The sequence below is a fragment of the Arthrobacter sp. zg.Y820 genome (assembly GCF_030125555.1).
Lineage (GTDB): Bacteria > Actinomycetota > Actinomycetes > Actinomycetales > Micrococcaceae > Arthrobacter_B.
In genome coordinates this window covers 147592-166104 of sequence record NZ_JASKLX010000006.1, presented here as the reverse complement: position 1 = coordinate 166104, position 18513 = coordinate 147592, and the positions used below count along the sequence as shown (strand labels likewise).

General features: G+C 66.6%; 15 protein-coding genes. 6 read left to right on the top strand and 9 right to left on the bottom strand.

Translation table 11 applies throughout. The features are described from left to right. Nucleotides 1–13: 13 nt before the first annotated feature. The 3 genes from QNN99_RS06000 to QNN99_RS05990 all read left to right on the top strand — a co-directional run bounded on the left by QNN99_RS06000 (nt 14) and on the right by QNN99_RS05990 (nt 3064). Nucleotides 14–811 (top strand): peptidylprolyl isomerase, encoded by a 798-nt coding sequence (locus QNN99_RS06000; protein WP_229965506.1) that lies wholly within the window; start codon nt 14–16, stop codon nt 809–811. Between the two features lie 52 nt (nt 812–863). Beyond that, nucleotides 864–2306: a DUF349 domain-containing protein gene (locus QNN99_RS05995; RefSeq protein ID WP_229965505.1), complete on the top strand. Its 1443-nt coding sequence runs from the start codon at nt 864–866 to the stop codon at nt 2304–2306. Nucleotides 2307–2392: 86 nt separating this feature from the next. Continuing rightward, nucleotides 2393–3064: a type IV toxin-antitoxin system AbiEi family antitoxin gene (locus tag QNN99_RS05990; protein WP_229965504.1), complete on the top strand. Its 672-nt coding sequence runs from the start codon at nt 2393–2395 to the stop codon at nt 3062–3064. Here the strand turns inward: QNN99_RS05990 and QNN99_RS05985 are convergent. From QNN99_RS05985 to QNN99_RS05950, 8 genes are all read right to left on the bottom strand, one after another. Then, nucleotides 3049–5544, bottom strand: coding sequence for a RelA/SpoT family protein (locus QNN99_RS05985; protein WP_442860485.1), 2496 nt, complete (start codon nt 5542–5544; stop codon nt 3049–3051). The two genes, QNN99_RS05990 and QNN99_RS05985, sit on opposite strands and share 16 nt — an antisense overlap. Nucleotides 5545–5735: 191 nt before the next feature. Further along, nucleotides 5736–6776 (bottom strand): protein translocase subunit SecF, encoded by a 1041-nt coding sequence (gene secF / locus QNN99_RS05980; protein WP_229965503.1) that lies wholly within the window; start codon nt 6774–6776, stop codon nt 5736–5738. A 2-nt stretch (nt 6777–6778) separates the two neighbouring features. Continuing rightward, nucleotides 6779–8494 carry a protein translocase subunit SecD gene (secD, locus tag QNN99_RS05975; RefSeq protein WP_229965501.1) on the bottom strand — a complete coding sequence of 572 codons (1716 nt, stop codon included), beginning with the start codon at nt 8492–8494 and terminating at the stop codon, nt 6779–6781. A gap of 91 nt (nt 8495–8585) precedes the next feature. Further along, on the bottom strand, nt 8586–9074 hold the full coding sequence (yajC, locus tag QNN99_RS05970) for a preprotein translocase subunit YajC (RefSeq protein ID WP_442860484.1): 489 nt from the start codon (nt 9072–9074) through the stop codon (nt 8586–8588). A 239-nt stretch (nt 9075–9313) separates the two neighbouring features. Continuing rightward, a complete protein-coding gene (gene ruvB, locus QNN99_RS05965; RefSeq protein ID WP_229965777.1) occupies nt 9314–10375 on the bottom strand; it encodes a Holliday junction branch migration DNA helicase RuvB in 1062 nt (353 codons plus the stop codon). Between the two features lie 25 nt (nt 10376–10400). After that, nucleotides 10401–11030 carry a Holliday junction branch migration protein RuvA gene (gene ruvA, locus QNN99_RS05960; RefSeq protein WP_229965500.1) on the bottom strand — a complete coding sequence of 210 codons (630 nt, stop codon included), beginning with the start codon at nt 11028–11030 and terminating at the stop codon, nt 10401–10403. Nucleotides 11031–11187: 157 nt separating this feature from the next. After that, nucleotides 11188–11793 (bottom strand): crossover junction endodeoxyribonuclease RuvC, encoded by a 606-nt coding sequence (gene ruvC / locus QNN99_RS05955; RefSeq protein WP_229965498.1) that lies wholly within the window; start codon nt 11791–11793, stop codon nt 11188–11190. A 7-nt stretch (nt 11794–11800) separates the two neighbouring features. Further along, nucleotides 11801–12556, bottom strand: coding sequence for a YebC/PmpR family DNA-binding transcriptional regulator (locus QNN99_RS05950; RefSeq protein ID WP_229965496.1), 756 nt, complete (start codon nt 12554–12556; stop codon nt 11801–11803). Between the two features lie 544 nt (nt 12557–13100). Here QNN99_RS05950 and QNN99_RS05945 point away from each other — a divergent pair. Together QNN99_RS05945 and QNN99_RS05940 are read left to right on the top strand one after the other, a co-directional pair. After that, nucleotides 13101–14372 carry a Mur ligase family protein gene (locus QNN99_RS05945; RefSeq protein WP_229965495.1) on the top strand — a complete coding sequence of 424 codons (1272 nt, stop codon included), beginning with the start codon at nt 13101–13103 and terminating at the stop codon, nt 14370–14372. Then, entirely contained in the window at nt 14369–15133 is a 765-nt protein-coding gene (locus tag QNN99_RS05940) for a type 1 glutamine amidotransferase (protein ID WP_229965493.1), read from the top strand. The genes QNN99_RS05945 and QNN99_RS05940 overlap by 4 nt, the downstream gene beginning before the upstream one ends. Before the next feature lie 10 nt (nt 15134–15143). Here QNN99_RS05940 and QNN99_RS05935 read toward each other — a convergent pair whose 3' ends face one another. After that, complete coding sequence (locus QNN99_RS05935; RefSeq protein ID WP_229965492.1) at nt 15144–16388, bottom strand: CapA family protein; 1245 nt, start codon at nt 16386–16388, stop codon at nt 15144–15146. 102 nt (nt 16389–16490) lie between these two features. On the opposite strand from QNN99_RS05935, the gene QNN99_RS05930 reads away from it, so the two are divergent. Beyond that, nucleotides 16491–18512 carry a M3 family metallopeptidase gene (locus QNN99_RS05930; protein WP_229965491.1) on the top strand — a complete coding sequence of 674 codons (2022 nt, stop codon included), beginning with the start codon at nt 16491–16493 and terminating at the stop codon, nt 18510–18512. Nucleotide 18513: the final 1 nt, after the last annotated feature.

Below are 18513 nucleotides of genomic sequence, written 5' to 3'. Positions count from 1 at the left end.
GTCAGGAGAATCCGTGGCCGCCACCCGCCAAGACCGCGAAACCCGCCGGCGCATCGCCAGGATGCAGGCCAGACGCAACCTGCAGCAAAGCCACGGCAGGCGCCGCACCCGGGACAACCTCTTCGCCGGTGCGGCCGGCGCGCTGGTCCTCGCTCTTGCCGTGGCCCTGCAGGTTGCGTGGTTCTCGTCCAATCCGACGCCGGAGGAAACCCGGCTCATCGAGCAGCAGGCAGCCGCCGCAACTGCCGAGCCCACGCCTGAGCCGACCGAAAGCGCCGCGGGCATCCCGGACAAGTCGACCGCCGAGGGCCGGGTCTTTTCCGGAACCCTGGCCACCAGCGCCGGGAACCTCGATGTCGAACTCGACGGCGCCGCCGCCCCGCAGGCCGTGGCCGTCTTTGCGTCCCTGGCTGAGTCGGGGTTCTTCGCCGGCAAGACCTGCCACCGCCTGACCACGGCCGAAACCATGGGAGTGCTCCAGTGCGGTTCGCTCAACGGGGACGGCGCCGGCGACCCCAACTACCAGTGGGGGCCGGTGGAGAACGCGCCGGCCGACGGCGTGTATCCGGCCGGGTCCATCGCAGTGGCCCGCGCGGGTACCACGGACAGCCACGGCACGCAGTTCTTCCTGGTGTACAAGGACTCGATTATTCCGCAGGATACGGGCGGCTACACGATCATGGGTAAGCTAACCTCAGGGCTGGATGTTCTGGAATCGGTCGCCGCACAGGGAGCTGTGGAAAACGGCGCGGAAACCTCGGACGGCCAGCCGAAAACCCCGGTGACGATAGACTCGTTTACCCTGAAGTAAATGGCAGCGCGGGCTCGCACACTGCCAAACCTCGAGTGAAAGACTTTTAGCGGTGACAGACAGTCAGAAATCCGACGAAACAGTTTCCAGGCCCGTCCCGGAGGCTTCCGACACGCAACGGCCCGCAGCGCCCAGTCCGGCAGCCTTCGCCGCCCGGCACCCGGCGCCTGCCGCAGCTGCGGAGGGCGGTCCGGCCGCCGCTCCCAAGCCGATAGTTGCGGCACCACCGGTGCGCTCGACGTCCCTTGAGGAAGCGGCCCGCTTCGCCCGGGTCGAGGAAGACGGCCACGTTTTCCTGATTGTGAACGGCGAAGAGTTCCCGGTGGGCCAGTATCCCGATGCCAGCCGCGACGAGGCCCTCGCCTACTTCGTGCGCAAGTACGACGACGTCGCCAGCCAGCTTGCGCTGCTGGAGGCCCGCGTGCAGGCCAAGGCTCCCACCACCGACATGCTCAAGACGCTGAAGCACCTCGGTGAGCAGGTTGCCGAGCGCAAGATGGTCGGCGACGTGCTGGCCCTCGACGCGCAGATCGAGACCCTGCGGACGAGCATCAAGGAGGCCGAAGCCGCAGAACGGGCCGAGGCCGAAGCCGTCAAGGCCCGTGAGCTTGCCGCCCGCGAAGCGATCGTGGCCGAGGCCGAGGAAATTGCCGCCAAGGATCCCGCCACGATTCAGTGGAAGACCAGCAGCAACCGGATGAACGAATTGTTCGAGTCCTGGAAGGCGGCGCAGAAAAACGGCCCGCGCCTGGGCCGCAGCAACGAAGACAGCCTGTGGAAGCGGTTCCGTTCCGCCCGCACCGTCTTTGACCGCCACCGCCGTGCCTACTTCTCCCAGCTGGACAGCGAAAACACTGCTGCCAAGCGGGCCAAGGAAGCGCTGATTGTCCGTGCCGAAGAGCTGGCCACCTCCACCGACTGGGGCAATACGGCTGCCGAATACCGCCAGCTGATGGATGAGTGGAAAGCCTCCAAGCGCGCCAGCCGCAAGGATGACGATGCCCTGTGGGCGCGCTTCCGCGCCGCCCAGGACACGTTCTTTGCCGCCCGCCAGGCAGCCAACGAGGTCATCGATGAAGAATTCGCTGCGAACCTGACGGTCAAGGAGGAACTGCTCAAGGAAGCCCAGGGCATCCTTCCGGTCCGCGACCTCACCGCTGCCCGCAAGGCACTGAACTCCATCCGCGACCGCTGGGAGGCGGCCGGCAAGGTTCCGCGTGCCGACATGGGGCGGATGGAAGCCGGAATCCGCAAGATTGAGGAAGCCGTCAAGGCCGCCGAGGATGAGCACTGGCAGAAGAGCAATCCGGAAACCAAGGCGCGCACCAACAGTGCCCTGAGCCAGCTCGAAGCCACGATCGCGTCCCTCGAGGAAGACCTGGCGAAAGCCGAGAAGGCCGGCAACGCGAAGAAGATCGCTGACGCCCGGGAAGCCCTCGAAGCCCGCCAGCAGTGGCTGGCCATGCTGCAGAAGTCAGCCGAGGACTTCTCCTAGCACCCAACCTCAAGGCCCTGCCGTCCGTTTTCCACAACGGGCGGCAGGGCCTTTTGTTTTGAGCCGGCGTCGGCAAGGGTTGGTGCATGCCGGCAACGCTCTTCCCCTACCCCGGTGTGTTGCCGGCCGTCACCTCCACCGGCGGTGCATTGTTTTCAGCCGGAGGTGATTTTTCCAGTGTTGAGCTGCAGGCCATGGAAAAGGACGGTCTGCTGAAGCGGGTCTACGCTGACACCTACGTCCGCTGGGACCTGGAGCCCGACCCGGTGTGCCGAGCCGTCGCGGCGGCCAACTGCCTGTCCGAACGGCTGCGGGCACGAATCATGCTGGGACGCCTCACCGCCGCCTGGGTGTACGGCTGCGCGCCGCAGCCGCAGCGGCTGCAGCTGCTGATTGACCACGGCCGCCGCACCACGGCGCTGGCGCCCTTCAGCATCGCCGTCCTGCATGAGGTGCGGCTCGGTCCTGAGGACGGCATGGACATCGCGGGCATCATGGTGACCACTCCCCTGCGCACCGCCATGGACCTTGCCCGCCACGGCCCCCGGGATCAGTCAGTCAGCGCCCTGCTGGCCATCGCTGCGGACCCCGTGCTCCGCTGTCCGCTCGGCCGCGTCCGCAGCGCGCTGGAGTCCGTTGCCCGGCTGCCGGGCAAGTCAACGGCACTGCACCGCCTGGATGCCGCCATCGCGCTGGCGGCGTCGGACCAGGTGCCGGAGCCCCGGTTGGCACCGCCGCCGGATCAGACGCGGCGCTGAGACCCGGTCGTGCGGTAGACGTCGAACACGCCGTCGATCTTCCGGACCGCACTCAGGATGTGGTCGAGATACTTGGGGTCGCCCATCTCGAACACAAACTTGGACATGGCCACCCTGTCACTGGAGGTGTTCACGCTGGCCGAGAGAATGTTCACGTGGTTTTCGGAGAGCACCCGGGTGACGTCCGACAACAGGCTCTTGCGGTCCAGGGCTTCCACCTGGATTTCCACCAGGAAGACCGAGGACTGCGTGGGAGCCCAGTCCACCGGAACAATGCGGTCCGGCTGGTCCCGAAGTTCGGACACGTTGCGGCAGTCGCTGCGGTGCACCGAGACGCCTGAACCGCGGGTGACAAAGCCAATGATCGGGTCCGGCGGCACCGGCGTGCAGCAGCGGGCCAGCTTCACCCAGACGTCGCCAACACCGCGCACCGTCACGCCGGAGTCGGAGAACTTGGGCCGGCGGGCGGCCGTTGAGACCGGGGTTTCCGCGAGGTCCTCTTCGGCGCCCTGATGCCCGCCCATGAGCGAGACCAGGTGTTCGATGACGTTCTGCGCCGAGGTGTGCCCGTCGCCGACCGCCGCGTAGAGAGCGGAGATGTCCTGGTGGTGCAGTTCCTGTGCCACCGTGACCAGGGCGTCGTGGGTCATCAGCCGCTGCAGCGGCAGGTTCTGCTTGCGCATGCCGCGCGTGAGCAGGTCCTTGCCCTTGTCGATGGCCTCTTCCCGGCGTTCCTTGGTGAACCACTGCCGGATCTTGTTCCGGGCCCTGGGGCTCTTGACGAAGCCCTGCCAGTCCTGGCTGGGTCCGGCGCCTTCCGCCTTGGACGTGAAGATTTCCACCCAGTCACCGTGCTCGAGCTCGCTGTTCAGCGGCACCAGCTTTCCGTTGACGCGGGCTCCGATGGTCCGGTGTCCCACCTCAGTGTGAACGGCATAGGCGAAGTCCACCGGTGTGGAGCCGGCGGGCAGGGCCATCACCTCGCCCTTGGGGGTGAAGACAAACACTTCGCGGGCGTTGATCTCGAAGCGCAGCGAATCCAGGAACTCGTCCGGGTCCGAGGTTTCCTGCTGCCAGTCGACCAGCGACCGGAGCCAGCCCATGTCATTGTTTTCGGAACCGGCCGGCGTCTTGGAGCCGTCCTTGTACTTCCAGTGCGCGGCAACACCGTACTCGGCGCGGCGGTGCATGTCGTGCGTGCGGATCTGGATTTCCACCGGCTTTCCGCCGGGACCGATCACCGTGGTGTGCAGCGACTGGTACATGTTGAACTTCGGCATGGCGATGTAGTCCTTGAAACGCCCCGGCAGGGGGTTCCACCGCGCATGCAGGGCGCCAAGGGTCGCGTAACAGTCGCGCACCGAGTCAACGAGGACGCGCACACCCATCAGGTCATGGATGTCGTCGAAGTCTTTGCCCCGAACGATCATCTTTTGGTAGATCGAGTAATAGTGCTTGGGCCGGCCGGTGATGGTGGCCTTGATCTTTACCGCGTGCAGGTCATCGGCGATCTGGGTGCGGACGGTGGAGAGGTACTTCTCGCGTTCCGGGGTGCGGTCCCCGACCATGCGCACAATCTCGTCGTACACCTTCGGATGCAGGGCGGCGAAGGAGAGGTCCTCGAGCTCCCACTTGATGGTGTTCATGCCGAGGCGGTGGGCCAGCGGTGCGAAAATTTCCAGGGTCTCGCGCGCCTTGCGGGCCGAGGATTCCTGCGAGACAAACCGCCAGGTGCGGGCGTTGTGCAGGCGGTCAGCAAGTTTGATGACCAGGACCCGGATGTCCTTGGCCATGGCCACAACCATCTTGCGCACCGTTTCGGACTGCGCGGCGTCACCGAACGTCACCTTGTCCAGCTTGGTGACGCCGTCCACGAGCATGGCCACTTCGGGGCCGAAGTCGCGGCGCAGCTCGTCCAGGGTGTAGCTGGTGTCTTCCACCGTGTCGTGCAGCAGGGCCGCGGCCAGGGTGGTGCCGGTCATGCCCAGCTCGGCGAGGATGGTCGCCACCGCCACCGGGTGGGTGATGTAGGGATCGCCGCTCTTGCGCTTCTGCCCCTCATGGCTGCGTTCGGCCACCAGATAGGCCCGTTGGATCAGATCCAGGTCCTCTTTGGGATTGTTGACCCGGACCGTGCGGAGCAGCGGCTCGAGCATGGGCGAATACCCCGGACTGCTGCGGCCGGCCAGCCGGGCCAGCCGGGCACGCGTTGACGTGCGGCGCGCGGGCACGGGGGCGGTCCGGGCGGCTGAAGCCTTGTCCGCGGACCCGGAAACGGCAGCCGGCTTGCCGGCAACCGGCTGTCCGTCGGCAGCAGTGCCGGGCTTGGACGCCGGCGCTGTCTTAGGTGCCCGCGCCGGTTCCGGCGCGCGGGGCTGCCGGGGCGCAGCCGGAACCGGGGCTCCGGATCCTGCCGCGGCAGGTGTTCCCGGGGCCCTTCCTGCGCCAGCCTTGTCGGCTGGTGTCGCGCTCTCGCCCACTGCTGCCCCTTCTGTGACGTGTTCGACCTTTTCCACCCTAAGCGCTCCCGTTCCCCCACGTCACGGCGACGTCCGGCAAACTAGTCTTCGGCACAAGTCTATGCCCGTGCCGGTCACCGGTTAAACCACCGGTTCCGCACCCCGCCGCGAAAATGGGGGTACGGAACCGGTGTGCGGAACGGAGAATGCGGTCAGCTGCCGGCGGTCACTGCCGAGGCACCCGCGGGTGCTGCGGCAGCGGCTTCCTTGGCTTCCTGCGCGCGGCGTTCTTTCACGCGTTTGGCCTGCCGGACAATCTCCGGCTCGTTGCGGCGCAGCCAGGCATACATCGGAGCGGCAATGAAGACGGTTGCTACAGTGCCCAGGATGATGCCGATAAACAGCGCGAGGGACAGGTCCTTCAGCGTGCCGGCACCTAGCAGGAACGCGCCGATGAACAGCACCGAGGCCACGGGCAGAACCGCCACCACCGACGTGTTGATGGACCGGACCAGGGTTTGGTTCACCGCGAGGTTCACCTGTTCCATGAAGGTGCGCTTGGTGCTCTTGTCCAGGTTTTTGGTGTTTTCCCGAACCTTGTCAAAGACCACCACTGTGTCGTACAGCGAATAGCTGAGCACCGTTAGGAACCCGATGATGGCCGACGGCGTCACCTCGAAACCGCTGAGGGAGTACAGGCCCGCCGTGGTCACCATGACCACCAGCAGTGCGGTGATGGCGGCGACGGACATCTTCCAGGTCTTGAAGTACAGCCCCATCAGCACGGCAGCCAGGGCGACGAAAACCACCAGGCCGATCAGTGCCTGCCGGCTGACGTCCTCGCCCCAGCGCGGGCCGATGAACGTCGAGGTGACCTGGTCATCCTCCACGCCGTAGGCCTCGGCCAGGTTGTCCTTGACCTCCAGCGTCTGGTCGTCGGTGAGCTGCTCGGTCTGCACGCGCATGGTGCCCGGGGCGATGTTGATGATGCGTGCCTCGCTGGCAATATCGCCAACAGCCTCTTCGCCGGTGGCAATTTCGGTGTTCGCGGCCCCGGAGACGGTGAATTCGGATCCGCCGCGGAAGTCAATGCCGAGGTTGAAGCCGCCCTTCACCACCGGAATCAGGATCGAGAGGACAACGGCGACGGCTGCGATCAGGAACCAGAGCTTGGCCTTGGGCACAAACGGGTAGGAACGCTTGCCGGTGTAAAGCTCGTTGCCGAAGGTGGCAAAGCTGGGGAGCTTGCTCATTCCTAGCCCTCCTTTTCTGTGCTGGGGCCGGATCCGGCCAGTGATTCCTGTTTCTCGGCCTGCCGGCGTTCGGCGATGGTCATGCGGCGCTCGGCTTCCTTGCTGGCAGCCTTGTTCTTGGTGCGGACCGGAACCGTGCCCGGTTCGCGGATCCGTCCGGCGCCGCGGTACAGCGGAACGGCACCCAGGCGGGTCGTGTCCAGCCCGGACCACTTGTGGCCCTCGCCGAAGAACTTGGTCTTCGCCAGCAGCACCATCGTGGGATGCGTGAACATGAACACGACAATGAGGTCGGCGATGGCCGTCAGGCCAAGGGTGAAGGCGAATCCGCGGACGTTGCCGACAGCCACGAAGTACAGCACGACGGCGGCGAGCACGTTGACTGCCTTGGAGGCCAGGACGGTGCGCTTGGCCCGTTTCCAGCCGTTGTCCACGGCGGCGACCAGCCCGCGCCCGTCGCGCAGTTCATCACGGATGCGTTCGAAGTAGACGATGAAGGAGTCGGCCGTCTGGCCGATGGCCACGATCAGGCCGGCCACGCCGGCCAGGGACAGCCGGTAGTTCTGCGACCAGCCCAGCAGGCAGATGGCGAGGTAGGTCAGGACGCCGGCCACCACCAGCGAGACGATGGTGACAAAACCCAGGGCGCGGTACTGGAACAGCGAGTAGACGGCCACCAGGGCCAGGCCGATGAGGCCGGCGATGAGGCCCATCTTGAGCTGGTCGGCGCCGAGGGTTGCCGAAACCTGCTGTTCGCTCTGGATGTCGAAGCTGATCGGCAGCGCGCCGTACTTCAGCTGCTCGGACAGAGCCTGCGCGGATTCCTGCGTGAAGTTGCCGGTGATGCGGGGCTTGCCGTCAGTAATGACGCCCTGCACCGTGGGAGCCGAGATGACCTGGCCGTCCAGCACGATGGCGAACTGGTTGTGCGGATCGCCCTGCTGGAAGGCAAAGAGCCGTTCGGTGACGGCACGGAAGGTGTCGGTGCCCTCGCCGTTGAACTCGATGTTCACGCCCCACTCGTTGATCGAGGCGCCCTGGCCGCTCTGGGACATGCCGAAGGTGGCATCTGCGATGTTGGAGCCCGGAACTTCCACCGGACCGAGGATGTACTTGGCGCCGGTTCCCGGTTCGCAGGTGATCAGCGGCTGGTCGGCCGGAGCCACTTCAGTGGATGCCTCCAGCGTGGCCGGATCCAGGCAGTTGGTGCTCTCAAATTCGCGGTACAGCTCCGGCGTGATCCAGTTGTCGTCCGAGGCGTTCGCCGGCTCAGCGGCGGGCTTCGGAAGCTGCTCTTCGGGCAGCGGCGTTTCAACCGGCCCGCCGGCGGCGATGGCCAGAACCGGCCGGAACTCCATCTGGGCGGAAGCCTGGATCAGCTCACGGGTTTCAGCGGACGGAACGCCGGGCAGCGAAACCACGACGTTGCGGTTGGACTGCGTGGTGATCTCGGCTTCGGAAACACCACTGCCGTCCACCCGCTGGCGGATGATCTCCACGGCCTGGTCCAGCTGTTCCTGGGTGATCTCGGATCCGCCCTGCACCTGGGGCGCGAGGATCATTTCGGTGCCGCCCTCAAGGTCGAGGGCAAGTTTGGGGGTCCAACTGGCGTTGCTCCACATGGAACCACCGCCGAGCAAAAGGGCCATGGCAGCAAAAATGACGCCCAACCAGAGGAGCGTCTTTTTCGCGGCCGAGCCGGGGCCGGTACGAGGCATAGGGGATAGTCCTTATAGGGGTGAGACACCGGAGGCGTTGTTGACCCCGGCCAGCCTGCGGAGACTCTTCCCCCGCAGGCCCGTGGGAAGTCTAGTTCTCTTTCTTGTTTTCGCGGTTCAGCCGATCAAGTGTTTCCTCGGGAGTCTCATCGGCGTGGGCCGCAGACTCATCGCGGCGGACCGTTTCGCCGGCGGGTGCGGCGTCGGTGCGGTCAGCGGCAGTGATCGACGAAGCGTCGTCCGGGACAACCGGGCTCTCGTCAGCTGCGGGCTCGCTGGTGACTACCTTGGTCAGCGCCTGCATGTGGACGGTGGCCGTGTTTCCGGGGGAAAGCTCCAGAACTGCCTTGTTCTCTTCCGCGTTGATCGACACGATGGTTCCGAACAGCCCGAACTGGGTCATGACTTCGGTTCCGGGAACCATCTGGGTCCGCTGCTCCTGGACCGTCTTCTGCGTCTTCTTCTGCTTGCGGAACATCATGAAGATGAACACTGCCAGCAGGACCGGCAGCAGCAGGCTGGAGAACGAGAAGCCGGTGGTCTGTTCCGGATTGGTTTGGGCCATGATGTTTAAGAACACAGAGTGGTTCCGTTTCTGTTGGAGAAGAGTGTGCAGATGTCACTGGAACGGCCGGCACCGGCGTCGGCACTGCCGTCGAGTTGTTCTCGCAGCCGGGCACGCAGCCCGGCCAATGAATGACCAGTCTAAAGGTAAACGTGTACGGGAGCGCATAAGTTGCGGCACACGCTGTACTTTTCCGGTATTCTCCCCGATCATTTTGGCTCGCCGGGTCCCCGGGACTCAAGCCGGCCGGGAGGCTACCCGGCGTCCGACTCCTGAGAGGTGTTGGTTCCCGGTCCCGAGAACATGTTCTCGGGCAGCCCGGCGGCAACGTTGTCGGGCATCTGGAGGCCCAAATGTTCCCAGGCGGCGCGGGTGGCAACCCGGCCGCGCGGGGTCCGGCCCAACAGGCCTTCGCGCACCAGGTACGGCTCCGCAACGGTCTCCACGGTTTCCGGTTCCTCGCCGACGGCGATGGCCAGGGTGGACAGGCCCACCGGTCCCCCGTTGAACTTCGTGATGAGCGCCCGCAGCACTGAGCGGTCGAGCCGGTCCAAGCCGCGGGCGTCCACCTCATACATGTCCAGGGCGGCGCCGGCAGTCCGCGCGTCGATCTGGTCCACGCCGTGCACCAGCGCCCAGTCCCGCACCCGGCGCAGCAGCCGGTTGGCGATGCGCGGCGTCCCCCGGGAGCGGCCGGCAACTTCAGCGAACCCGGCGGAATTGACCTTCATGTCCATCAGCATTGCCGAGCGGCGCAGCACCAGCTCCAGCTCCGTCGTGGAGTAGAACTCAAGGTGTCCGGTGAAGCCGAAACGGTCCCGCAGCGGACCGGGCAGCAGGCCGGCCCGCGTGGTGGCGCCCACCAGGGTAAACGGCGGCAGGTCCAGCGGAATGGCCGTGGCGCCGGCGCCCTTGCCCACGATGATGTCCACCCGGAAATCTTCCATGGCCATGTAGAGCATTTCCTCGGCCGGCCGCGACATCCGGTGGATCTCGTCGAGGAACAGCACCTCCCCCTCGGTGAGCGAGGACAGGATGGCGGCCAGGTCACCGGCGTGCTGGATGGCCGGGCCGGACGAAATGCGCAGCGGCGCGTTCATTTCGGCAGCGATGATCATCGACAGGGTGGTCTTGCCCAGCCCGGGAGGCCCGGACAGCAGCACGTGGTCGGCGCTGCGGCCCCGCAGCCGGGAGGCTTCCAGGACGAGGGAGAGCTGCTCGCGCACGCGTTTCTGGCCGACGAAATCGTCGAGGTTCTTCGGCCGCAGGGCCGCCTCGATCGCCTTGTCGTCCGGGTCACCGGTGGGGGCAACGATCCCGTCCCCGGGAAGGGCTGACACCTCAGCTCACCTGCTGGCGCGGTGCGCGGGCCCGGGCGCCGTCGGTGCCCAGGCGGCGGAGGGTCAGTTTCAGGATTTCGCCCACGTTGCCGGCGGCGGCGACGTCCGGCGCTTCGGCGACGGCGGCGTCGATGGCCGCTGTGGCGTCCTTCTCCGTCCAGCCCAGTCCGGTCATGGCGGCCAGGACCTGGTCCTGCCAGCGTGCTGTTGCCGGAGCATCCGCAGTGCCCAGCGGCACCAGCTTGTCGGCCAGTTCCAGCACGATCCGGCGGGCGCCCTTGGGTCCGATGCCGGAAACCTTGCTGAAGGCCTTGTCATCACCGGAGGACGCGGCCACGCGGATTGCTTCCGGGGTGTGGACGGCCAGGACGGCCAGCGCAATGCGCGGGCCGACGCCGCTGACGCTCAGCAGCGTTTCGAAGACTTCCCGCTGGTCGGCGTCGGTGAAGCCGAACAGCGTCATGGAGTCCTCGCGGACAATCATGGCGGTCTGCACCAGCGCTTCACGGCCCACGTGCAGGGAGCTCAGCGTCTGCGGCGTGGCCTGAACCAGCATTCCGAGGCCATTAACGTCGATCACTGCCGAGTGCAGGCCAACGTGCGTTACGGTCCCGCGCAGGGATGCGATCATGACAAAACTCCAGGGGCTGTGTAGAACATATCTACGAATACCCTACTGCGTGCCGGCAGCATTCCCCGGTTCCGGCGCGCTGCCGCAGGAGTATCAGCCACGCCGGGCCGGTCAACACAGGGGCCGGTCAACACAGAGCCGGTCAACACAGAGCCGGTCAGCGCCGGGCGCGGGCTTCGGCTTCAGCCCAGAGCCGTTGGGCCGGCGTCAGCCCGGCGGTGGGCGGCCGCACCGCCGCCCGCGCCCCGGAGGCCGATCCCGCCGTCGTCTGCCCCGGTCCGGCAACACCGCGCCGCCAAGCGTGCGTGATGGCCAGCGCGAGGGCGTCGGCGGCGTCGGCGGGTTTGGGCGGCGCGTCGAGGCGCAGGATCTTGGTGACCATTTTGCCCACCGCGTCCTTGTTCGCCCCGCCGGACCCGGTGACCGCGGCTTTCACCTCGGTGGGCGTGTGCAGGGCCACCGGAATGCCGCGCCGCGCCGCGGCCGCGATGACGACGCCGGAGGCCTGCGCGGTGCCCATGACGGTGCTGACGTTGAGCTGGCTGAACACCCGCTCCACGGCCAGGACATCGGGCTTGTGGGTGTCCAGCCACAGGTCAATGGCCTCGGCAATCACCAGCAGCCGCGCGTCCAGGGCAGTTCCCGCCTCGGTGCCGACCACTCCCACCGCGACCAGGGTGGCACGGCGGTTGCGTTCGACGTCGACCACGCCCAGGCCGCACCGGGTCAGGCCCGGATCAACACCGAGGACGCGCAGGCTCACCCGGCGCTCAGTCGTCTTCGAGCTGAGCGAAGACCTCGGCGGGGATGTCGGCGTTGGAGTACACGTTCTGGACGTCGTCCAGGTCCTCGACGGCGTCCACGAGCTTCAGGAACTTCCGGGCGTTGTCGGCATCCAGTTCCACGTGCATGGAGGGCAGGAACTCGGCTTCGTCGGTGTCGTACTCGATGCCGGCTTCCTCGAGGGCGGCGACGACGCCGCGCAGGTCGGCAGCTTCCGAGATGATCTCGAAGTTCTCGCCGGATTCCTTGACCTCGTCAGCGCCGGCGTCGAGCACTGCCATCAGGAGGTCGTCCTCGGTGAGGTCCTTCTTCGGCAGGGTGACAACGCCCTTGCGGGTGAACATGTAGGCCACCGACCCGGGGTCGCCCATGTTGCCGCCGTTGCGGGTGACAGCCAGGCGCACCTCGGAGGCGGCGCGGTTCTTGTTGTCGGTGAGGCACTCGATGAGCAGGGCGGTGCCCTGCGGGCCGTAGCCCTCGTACAGGATGGTCTGGTAGTCGACGGCGTCGCCCAGGAGACCGGCACCGCGCTTGACGGCGCGGTTGATGTTGTCGATGGGGACAGAGGTCTTCTTGGCCTTGGAAACGGCGAGTTCCAGGCCGGGGTTGCCGGCCATGTCGGCGCCGCCTGCGCGGGCCGCAACTTCGATGTTCTTGATCAGCTTGGCGAAGGACTTCGCACGCTTGGCGTCAACGACTGCCTTTTTGTGCTTAGTGGTTGCCCATTTAGAGTGGCCCGACATGCTCTACGCTTCTCCTCTGATCACTGGATAAAAAGTTCGTGGACCCCCAGTCTCTCCCCCGCTGCCTCCTAATGGAAACAAGTGGAAAACAGGGTGGCCGGCAGGATTCCCGAACGCACTGCCCCAATTCTAGCTACTGAATCGTTCACAGGCGCATGACCGCCGCCCCGAAGTCGGAAGGTGCGGGCGTTCCGGGTGTCCCAGCGCCGGCCGTCAGCATGGGTGCGCCGCGCCGCCGGCGCTCCTGCCCGTCGCAGGGAAGCAGCGAAATCCACGCGTGGGCTTCCCCATCTCGCGGAACCCACCATAGGTGCGCTCCCGCAACCGGGCTCCCAGTGTGCAGATCTGCCGGGTATGGCTTCCTCGGCCTGCTTCCAGTGCGCAGGTCTGGTGACTCCGCCGCGCCGGAACCCGCCATAGGTGCACTCTCGGGACCGGGACCGGGCGCGAACCCGCCATAGGTGCACTCTCGGCATGGACGCCCGCTGCCGTAGCCTAGCGCCGGTGAAGGCCGAAAGGGCTCCTTACGATATATTCATAAACCATGAGTTCTTTCTCCGTCCTGACAGGCAAGCTGGTCCGCAGTGCCTCCAAACTGCGCGGCGGCGGCTCCGCACTGCCCGGTCTGGTGGTGGAGAAAATCGACCCCGATTTCATTCGCCGCACCTTGGCCGACCTTCCGCTGGGTGTCGCCGTGGTCTCCGGCACCAACGGCAAAACCACAACCACCAAGATGGTTGTCGAACTTCTCGAATCCCAGGGCCTGAAGGTGTTCACCAACCGCACCGGCAGCAACTTCACCCGCGGTGTCGCCGCGGCCCTGCTTGGCGAGGTCGACTGGCGCGGGCGCCTGGATGCCGACGTCGCCGTCTTGGAGCTGGACGAGGCGCACGCCGTGCACTTCGTGAAGCTGATCCAGCCCCGCTATTCGCTGCTGCTGAACGTTCTCCGCGACCAGCTGGACCGCTTCGGCGAGATCGACAAAACCACCCGGCTGCTGGAGGCCATCGCGAAGGCCACCACCGGCACCGTGGTCCTGAACCGCGAGGATCCGCGCGTCGCCGGCATTGCCGCGTCGCTGGACAAGCAGGAGGTCCGCTACTTTGGCCTCGACGCATCGCTGCGCAGCACCTTCCCGAATGACGACGAGATGCGCGGGTCCAAGGCCGAGGCCCTGGCCGCCGTGCTGCCCGCCGACGTCGTCCTGGAGCGCGTGGCCGAAACCGATGCCGACTTCCGCGTGGACGACGCCGTCGTGACCACCGGCCTGAAGCTGCGCGGGGTCTACAACATCTTCAACGCAGCGGCCGCCCTGGCGCTGGCCCGCGTGATTTCCGGACCGCAGGCCAATTCCGAGGCCCTGTTCACCGCGCTGTCCAATGTGGAGCCGGCGTTTGGCCGCGGCGAGTCGCTGGTGGTCAACGGGCAGCCGCTGGAACTGGTGCTGGTGAAGAATCCCAGCGGTTTCCGGCTCGGCCTGAAGTCCTTTGCCGCCCACGGCTACTCGACCATGATCGCGATCAATGACAACTACGCCGACGGCCGCGACATGTCCTGGCTGTGGGACGTCGATTTCGAGACGCTCGCCGAGAACGGTGTGAACATGGTCACCGGCGTGCGCGCCTACGACATGGCACTGCGGCTGAAGTACGACGACGTGCCGGTGGCGGACATGGACCCGGACATCACCGATGCCCTGAAGAAATTCATCACGGTTTCCGGCCAGCGCCCGATGCGTATTTTCTGCACCTACACGGCCATGCTGGCCGTGCGGCGCGAACTTTCCAAGATCACGACAGTAGAGGTGGTCTCATGAGCGAGGACCTGTCAGCGGCGCAAGACCGGACCATCAATGTCCTGCAGCTGTATCCGCGGGAAATGAACATTTACGGCGACTGGGGCAACGTCCTGGTGCTGAAGCAGCGCCTGAAATGGTACGGCTACAAGGCCAACGTCCTGGAGTACAACGTGGGCGACGAGTTCCCCGCGGGCGTTGACCTGCTGGTCGGCGGCGGCGGACAGGACAGCGGGCAGGTCGTCATTCAGGACGATCTGCAGGCACTGGCCCCCACGCTGCGGGCCATGGCCGAGGACGACGTGCCGATGCTGGCGATCTGCGGGCTGTACCAGCTGTTCGGCCGGTTCTTCAAGACGCACACCGGCACCGTGATTCCCGGCATCGGGCTGCTGGATCTGGAAACGCACGGCGGCACCGAGCGGCTGATCGGCAATGTGCTCTCGGTCAGCGAGGAGTTCGGCGAGATCCACGGCTATGAAAACCACAGCGGCCAGACGTTCCTGGGCCCGGGCGTGAAGCCGCTGGCCGAGGTGCGCAAGGGCGAGGGCAACAACACCAAGGACAGCTACGAGGGCGCCCGTTACCGCAACGTGGTGGCCAGCTACCTGCACGGCTCGCTGCTGCCGAAGAACCCGGCCATCGCCGACTTCCTGATTCAGCAGGCCGTGATCCGCAAGTTCGGCTCCTTTGATCCGGTGCCGCCGTCGGTGCAGGACCTGGAGGAGCTGGCGAAGCTCTCCGAGCTGGCGCGGCAGCACGCCGGGCAGCGCCCGCGGTAACCCGCCGCAGTCAGGGCGCCGGCTCCGCGCTGACCAGCCACTCGCGGGCACCGGCCTCGGCCGCTCCCATGGACTCGACGACGCCGATGGTCCGGGCCCGCACCGCCGCCGCCTGGCTTTCCGAAGCGCACGCGCCCTGCGGCCGGTCAGCCGCCACGGAGCACCAGCGGTAGGGGTCACTGACAATCACCGACGGAGCCCAGGCCAGATCCGTGACGCTCCAGCCGCCGACGTCGTCCTGGCCGAACTGCGCGCGCAGGATCAGTCCTTCATTGTTCACGTCATACCAGGGCGAGAGTTCGGTGACGGCGTTGCCCAGCCCGTACGCAATCCAGGTGCCGTTGTAGTTTTCGATCGGCAGCACCGAGTGGCTGTGGTGACCGTAGATGAAGTCGAACTCGCCGCTGTCGGCCAGGGCATGCGCCGTTTCAATCTGCTGCGCGTTGGGCACCGACGCGTATTCATCGCCGGCGTGGACCGCCCCCACCACGACGTCGGCGCCGGCGGCCCGCGCGGCCTGCGCCCGGGCGATCATGTCCGCCGGATCCAGCAGATCCACCTGCCAGTCGAACTCGGCGCTCATGCCGTTCAACCCGTAGGTCGCCTCGATCACCGAGACCTTCGCCGCCGGGGCCTCCAGGATCATCGGCTTCGCTGCGTCCGCCTCCGAGGCGTAGGAACCGGTGTGTTCCAGCCCCAGGGCATCCAGCTCGGCCAGGGTGCGGTTCAGGCCCGCGGTCCCGGCATCGACGGTGTGGTTGCTGGCCGTGGTGCAGGCGTCATACCCTACGTCCTGAGCGGCGGACAGGATCTGTGGCGGAACGTTGAACAGCGGATAACCGGCGTAGGGCCCCTGCGCCTCCGCAACGGGTGTTTCCATGTGGCAGATGCCCAGGTCAGCGCGGTCGAGGTAGGCCCGCTTGCCTTCGAGCAGCGGCCTGAAGTCCAGCGGCTTCCGTCCGGAGGCCGCCGCGTCGGTCTCGGCCTGTGCCCACAGCTGCGGATGCACCAGCAGATCTCCGGCCAGCATCATCGAAAAGCACCGCACGGCCGCACAGCCCGCGCCCAGGCCGGGAGTCGGTTCGGGAACCGCAGCGGGCGACGGTGCCGCGGTCCCCGTCGCGGCGTCCGAAGAGATGCGCGGTTCCGAGGACTGCGCCGGTTCGGAGGGCACCGGGTCGGAGGTTCCCGGGGAGCATCCGGCCGCCAGCACCAGCAGCAGTACAGCCGTGAACCCAAATCTGCGTGCACCCATGATCGCTCCCGCCCTCCTGAAGACCGCACCGCGCAGCCGGAGCAAGCGTACGACGGCGTTTCGGTTGTTCGCCTCACCGCGCATGTGCGAGTCTTGACCCTTATGAGTAACCCTTTCCTGAGCACCAGTACGCTGCCCTATCAGTTGCCGCCGTGGAAGGAGATCACCCCTGATGATTTCCTGCCCGCCTTCAAAGCCGGCTTCGAGGAACAGCTTGCCGAGATCGATGCGATTCTGGCCAACCCGCAGGCACCCGATTTCACCAACACGGTAGCCGCGATGGAGCTGGCCGGCCAGACGCTGGCGCGGACGGCCTCTGCGTTCTTCACCCTCACCGCGGCGGACGCCACGGACCAGGTGCAGGCCATCCAGCAGGAAGTGGGACCGCAGCTGGCCGCCCACGAGGACAGCATCTACCTCAACAAAGCCCTCTGGGCGCGGCTTGAAGCAGTGTCCCCCGAAGGTTTGGACGCCGAATCGGCGCGGCTCCTGGACGAGTACCGCCGCAGCTTCATCCGCGCCGGAGCCCGGCTCGACGACGACGGCCAGGCCCGCATGCGCGAACTGAACTCCCGCCTGTCGGTGCTGGGCACCGACTATGCCCAGAAACTGCTTCGGGACACCAACGATTCGGCGCTGCTCCTGGCGGACGCTGCCGAACTGGACGGGCTTTCCGCTGATGACGTTGCCTCAGCCGCCGCGGCCGCCGCAGAAGCCGGCGCCGAGGGCAGCTACCTGCTGTCCCTGGTCCTGCCTACCTCGCAGCCAGCCCTGGCCTCGCTGACGAACCGGGAAACCCGCCGCCGGCTCCTCGAGGCGTCGCTGAACCGCGGATTCCGCGACAACGACGACAACACTCTGGCCCTCGCCGCCGAAATGGCGGCCCTGCGTGCCGAACGGGCCGCCCTGCTGGGTTTCGCCAACCTCGCCGAGTTCGCCACCGACAACCAGACCGCTCCGTCACTGGACGCAATCCACTCAATGCTCGACCAGCTGGCTCCGCCGGCGGTCCGCAATGCCCGCGCCGAAGCGGAGCTGCTGCGCGAGGCCGCCCGCCGGGACGGCATTGACGAGCTCGCCGCCTGGGACTGGTCCTACTATTCCGAACAGGTCCGCCGCGAGAAGTTCAGCGTGGACCGCTCGGCGCTCCGTCCCTACTTTGAACTGGAACGGGTGCTGAACGACGGCGTCTTTTATGCCGCCAACCGGCTCTACGGGCTGACCTTCACCGAGCGGCCGGACCTCACCGGCTACCATCCGGATGTCCGCGTCTGGGAAGTGAAGAACGACGACGGTTCAGCCCTCGGCCTGTTCCTGGGCGACTACTACACCCGCGACACCAAGGCCGGCGGCGCCTGGATGAACTCCCTCGTGCACCAGTCGGCGCTGCTGGGAACGCAGGCTGTGGTGATAAACAACCTGAATATTCCCAAGCCGCCCGCCGGCGAACCGACGCTGCTGTCCTTCGACGAGGTCGTCACGGCCTTCCACGAATTTGGCCACGCGCTGCACGGCCTGTTCTCCGACGTCACCTATCCGCAGTTCTCCGGCACCGCCGTCCCCCGGGACTTTGTCGAGTACCCCTCGCAGGTCAATGAGATGTGGATGCTCTGGCCCGAGGTCGTGGCCAACTTTGCCAGGCACCACGTCACCGGCGAGCCGCTGCCGCAGGAAACCATCGACAAGATTGAAGCTGCGTCCACCTGGGGCGAGGGTTTCGGCACCACCGAGTACCTCGGCTCGGCCCTGCTGGACCTGGCCTGGCACGAGCTTGCCCCGGGAGAGACGGTGGCCGATCCGCAGCAGTTCGAGGCCGACGCCCTGAGCCGGGCCGGCGTCGCCCTGGACCTGGTGCCGCCGCGCTACCGGTCCGGCTATTTCAAGCACATTTTCGCCGGCGGCTACGCGGCCTCGTACTACGCCTACATCTGGAGCGAGGTCCTGGATGCCGACACGGTGGAGTGGTTCAAGGAGAACGGCGGGCTGACCCGCGAAAACGGCGACCGGTTCCGCCTTGAGCTGCTCGCGCGGGGCAACAGCATCGACCCGCTGCAGGCTTTCCGGAACTTCCGGGGCCGCGAAGCCGCCATTGAGCCGCTGCTGCACCGCCGCGGGCTGGCCTGAT

What these genes read in the sequence shown, in the direction of transcription:
- QNN99_RS05990 (WP_229965504.1), top strand. Translation starts at nt 2,393, where the DNA reads ATGCCGGCAACGCTCTTCCCCTACCCCGGTGTGTTGCCGGCCGTCACC.
- secF (WP_229965503.1), bottom strand. Translation starts at nt 6,776, where the DNA reads ATGAGCAAGCTCCCCAGCTTTGCCACCTTCGGCAACGAGCTTTACACC.
- secD (WP_229965501.1), bottom strand. Translation starts at nt 8,494, where the DNA reads ATGCCTCGTACCGGCCCCGGCTCGGCCGCGAAAAAGACGCTCCTCTGG.
- ruvA (WP_229965500.1), bottom strand. Translation starts at nt 11,030, where the DNA reads ATGATCGCATCCCTGCGCGGGACCGTAACGCACGTTGGCCTGCACTCG.
- QNN99_RS05950 (WP_229965496.1), bottom strand. Translation starts at nt 12,556, where the DNA reads ATGTCGGGCCACTCTAAATGGGCAACCACTAAGCACAAAAAGGCAGTC.
- QNN99_RS05945 (WP_229965495.1), top strand. Translation starts at nt 13,101, where the DNA reads ATGAGTTCTTTCTCCGTCCTGACAGGCAAGCTGGTCCGCAGTGCCTCC.
- QNN99_RS05940 (WP_229965493.1), top strand. Translation starts at nt 14,369, where the DNA reads ATGAGCGAGGACCTGTCAGCGGCGCAAGACCGGACCATCAATGTCCTG.
- QNN99_RS05935 (WP_229965492.1), bottom strand. Translation starts at nt 16,388, where the DNA reads ATGGGTGCACGCAGATTTGGGTTCACGGCTGTACTGCTGCTGGTGCTG.
- QNN99_RS05930 (WP_229965491.1), top strand. Translation starts at nt 16,491, where the DNA reads ATGAGTAACCCTTTCCTGAGCACCAGTACGCTGCCCTATCAGTTGCCG.